Genomic DNA, 3,841 nt, shown 5'->3' on the forward strand with positions numbered 1-3,841 from the left:
ATTGATAATTGACAATTGATTAATTTGGTCTAAGACCTCTTCGTTTACGAAGAAATTAAAAAAGATTTTCCTTAATTTCAATCCTCTTCTTTTAAGGAGAGGTCATTATCCATTGTTCATTATCCATTGTCAATTTGTGAACTGTCCATCCCTAGTCCATCAATCATTTATCTGCCCATCCCTGGTCCATTCTCAGCGTACCGAGCAACTCACGCCACGGTGCCAGGAAGCGTCAGGAGTAACCGTTGGCGCTTGGGCAGTCAGGATAATCTCACCCTCTGGCGTTTTAATCCAACCTTGGGCTTCCACAATAAGAGCCGCAGACGCAGGCTTCAAATTGCTGGACATCCCTCGACTCGCACCCATTCTTGCCGTTGGCATGAGTTGGGTCCCTAAATCTTCAAGAACCACTTCACTGGGCATTATCCCACCCGGAGCTGGCGGTAACCCCCCGCGTCCCGTTACAATCAACTGACCCATGTTTCCCCCTAGACTAGCGCCACACCCTTGAGCCACCAAATTACTCACATCCAGCACATTTTCTGACAACGTAACCAGTTCTTTACTCGGGTCAACCTCTGGTGTATTAATCACCACGACACCATCAGTACCAAAGTCAGAACTGACCGTGATACAACTGTCTGGGGTATTCTGTTGGCAAAACCCAATTCCCAAAATTCCTTGGGCAGTAATTTGCACATTTCCGCCCCTCCCCTCAAACGCATTGGCAATGATATCGCTATTTTCAAACGCGGCGAGGAATGCCGTATCAATATCGATATTGCCGCCATTCCCTGTCCCCCCAGCTTCGGCAGAAATCAGACTGGTGCGACGCATCAATAATAAGCTCTCTGCCTGTAACTTAATATTTCCCCCTTCACCGGAAGCCGTTGCGGCACTCAGGATACCTTCAGTATCCAAAAAGATAGAACCCGCTTGTACCTGCAAATTCCCCGCATTGCCTGTTCCCTGATTACCAACCGCCACCCTGGCGCCATCGGATACCCGCAACTGTCCGGTATTAATCGCGACTGTCCCAGAATCATTAAACCCGCCAGTGGCATCGGCGAGTAACGCACTACTACCACCAACTGCTCCCTCTGGACCCGTACCCCTGACGTCTACTGACTCAGTAGCATTCACAATTAAATTCCCGCCTTTTCCGGTCCTGCCGATAGTCGAAGCCGCGACTTGCCCCCCATCCTGCACAATCAACTGTCTGGTATTAACCGTTAAGTCTCCAGCATTGCCTACGGTTAACCCTGTATCAAAAACAAATAAGTCATCGGCTGTACTAAACAAGCCACTGGGCAAAAGAATAACAGGTGATACGCCCGTTACTTCTATAGAATCAGAGGCATTTACCGTCAAATTCCCGCCATCACCTGTCCCGAAAGTGCCAGCAAAGATTTGTGCCCCATCCCCAACCTTCAACCGCTCCGTGTTCACCGTCATACTTCCAGCATTGCCTGTACCTGTTTCAGCAACAGCCGTAAATAAACCACTCGGAAACAGCGCAATGGGTGATACTCCCGTTACTTCTATAGACTCAGCCGCATTGACGGTCAAATTACCGCCATCACCCGCGCCACCAGTACCGGCGAAAATTTGCGCCCCATCCTGAACCAGTAACCAGATGGTATTCACCTCTAAATCTCCGGCATTTCCCATAGCTTCTGGCTGGGTAGCCGTAAACAAGCCACTCGATAGCAAATCAGAGGGAGAAACACCAATAAGTTCTACCGACTCTGTAGCATTCACCGTTAACCGTCCCCCGGCGCCCTCACCAAACGTAGCCGCTGATACCTGGGCGCCATCTCGGACAATCAAGCGTCTGGTGTTAATGGTTAAGTCTCCGGCAGCTCCGGTACTCCCCGCATCGGTTAATATACCTGTAAATCGCTGAACGTCTTCAGAGTCAACCCCGATTAACTCGACCAACTCAGCCGCATCTACCGTCAAATTCCCCCCTTCACCGGCACCAAAGGTTGCTGCTGATACCCTGGCTTCACCCTGGACAGTTAACTCTCCTGTAGTAATCCTCAAATTACCAGCCGCGCCACTGCTTCGGGTTTCTGCAAATAAACCACTGGAAAATTCTCCCCCAGCATCATTACCCATCAGGTTCACCGACTCACTTGCATTCACGGTTAAATTGCCTCCGGGTTCTGACCCCAACGTCGTAGACTCTACCCGTGAATCTTCCAGGGTAATTTGCTTACCGATGAGCAGAATATCACCGCCCCCCATGCCACTGGTATCGATAAACGAGCCATCGGTGAGGGATATATCGGCTCGTGGGATATCATCGGGAACACTTAATTGAATTTGGTTGTTAGCAATACTTAACCCAACCGTACCAGCACCTGCCACAGCTACCAACTCAACCCAGCCACTTGCTGCGGTTAAATTACCCCCCACGATGCCGATATCACCACCGACTAGGGCTAAAGTATGTTCAGGCGGCACAGCTAGACTTGACTGTTGTACCTGAATTCCTGCGGCTGTCGTGCCATATTGCAAACCAATGGGTACGCTAATTGTGAGTAGGGGTGGGGAAGGCGTGGTTGCACTAAATTCTGTGCCATCGGCAAACGTCATCCCATTAGCCGTACTGCCAACAAAAGAACCCCCCACATCTAACTGAGCATTCACACCAAAAATAATCCCACTGGGATTGATTAAAAATAGGTTAGCTGTACCGTTAGTACGCAGTAACCCATCAATTGTGGAGACAGAGCCACCTGTCACTCGACTAATAATATTCTCAATATCTAGGGCGTTATTGAAAAAGGCAGACCCCCCAGTCGGTACAGAAAACTGGCTAAAGCTATGAAACAGGTTTCCACCCAAACGATCTCCATCTGAAATAGTGTAGTTGAGATTATCTGGGGCAGCGACAGTGGTGGATAGGGTTCCATCCCCAGCAATTTGCGCTCCAACTGGGTTAACGCTGACCACATAGCCGCAGACGAGTGCAACTACATTGCACCAACAGAGATGATGCCGTTTCATAATTAGTTTGTATAACAGATTTCTTAAAGACGTGGCTGGTCTGATCTAATATAGATTATCATAAATTGTGTCTCTGAGGAAAAGAATTATGCATTCCGAAGAAACAGGCTTAAGTAAATTAACTAGCTTGCTCGAAGAACTATCGGATGAGGAGGCAGGAGCTTGTGTTGGTGGTACAGTCACTTACGATGTCTATGTAGATGTACAGCCAGTAGATGATGCAGTTGAGAGTTTAGTCGGACCACAGAAGATTTTGGGTCTATATGCCACCCAGGACTCATTCCGAATTCGTGGTACAAGGAGCGATCGCAACCTCAAAACCAACTTCGCTACTGTAGATGTACAGGACATTCTCACCAAAGTCGCCACTCTGCCGATTGAAACCTGGAACTATAAAGACCAGAATCCCACAATCCGTCATATTGGACCGATGGCACAGGACTTTGCGGCGGCGTTTGCGGTGGGAGAGGATAATCGCTTGATTCATCCCGTTGACGCCAATGGCGTCGCCCTAGCTGCCATCCAGGCACTCTACCAGCAGATTCAAGATAAAGATACTCAAATCAGCACCATGGGTGCCGAACTCGATACCTTGAAGCAACAGATACAGGAGATTAAGCGACAACTATCAACTCCCCTACCCGTTGCCGCATTAAGTAGCAACTAAGAGAAAGGAGTCATAAAACGCTATCCGCCTAACACTGGACAACCGTGGACAACACGATCATTCCATTGATGGATAGCCAGTCTCAGCAAACGCTACGTTATTGGGGTCATGGAATCTATGGGTGCTTGCCAGCTCATAGTTTAAAAGCCGTCTAGGTTT

2 protein-coding genes are annotated in these 3,841 nt (G+C 48.7%); one reads left to right on the forward strand and one right to left on the reverse strand.

Going from position 1 to position 3,841, the window contains the following annotated elements:
• Positions 1–192 precede the first annotated feature (192 nt).
• Positions 193–3,015, reverse strand: a complete 2,823-nt coding sequence (locus RLO19_RS00665) for a two-partner secretion domain-containing protein (RefSeq protein ID WP_446352921.1) — start codon at positions 3,013–3,015, stop codon at positions 193–195.
• 88 nt (positions 3,016–3,103) lie between these two features.
• Between RLO19_RS00665 and RLO19_RS00670 the strand changes: the two genes are divergently transcribed.
• Positions 3,104–3,682, forward strand: coding sequence for a tail fiber domain-containing protein (locus tag RLO19_RS00670; RefSeq protein WP_446352923.1), 579 nt, complete (start codon positions 3,104–3,106; stop codon positions 3,680–3,682).
• The last annotated feature ends 159 nt before the right edge of the window (positions 3,683–3,841 follow it).

This window comes from Coleofasciculus sp. G2-EDA-02 (assembly GCF_040226375.1).
Taxonomy (GTDB): domain Bacteria; phylum Cyanobacteriota; class Cyanobacteriia; order Cyanobacteriales; family Coleofasciculaceae; genus Coleofasciculus.

What these genes read in the sequence shown, in the direction of transcription:
- RLO19_RS00665 (WP_446352921.1), bottom strand. Translation starts at nt 3,015, where the DNA reads ATGAAACGGCATCATCTCTGTTGGTGCAATGTAGTTGCACTCGTCTGC.
- RLO19_RS00670 (WP_446352923.1), top strand. Translation starts at nt 3,104, where the DNA reads ATGCATTCCGAAGAAACAGGCTTAAGTAAATTAACTAGCTTGCTCGAA.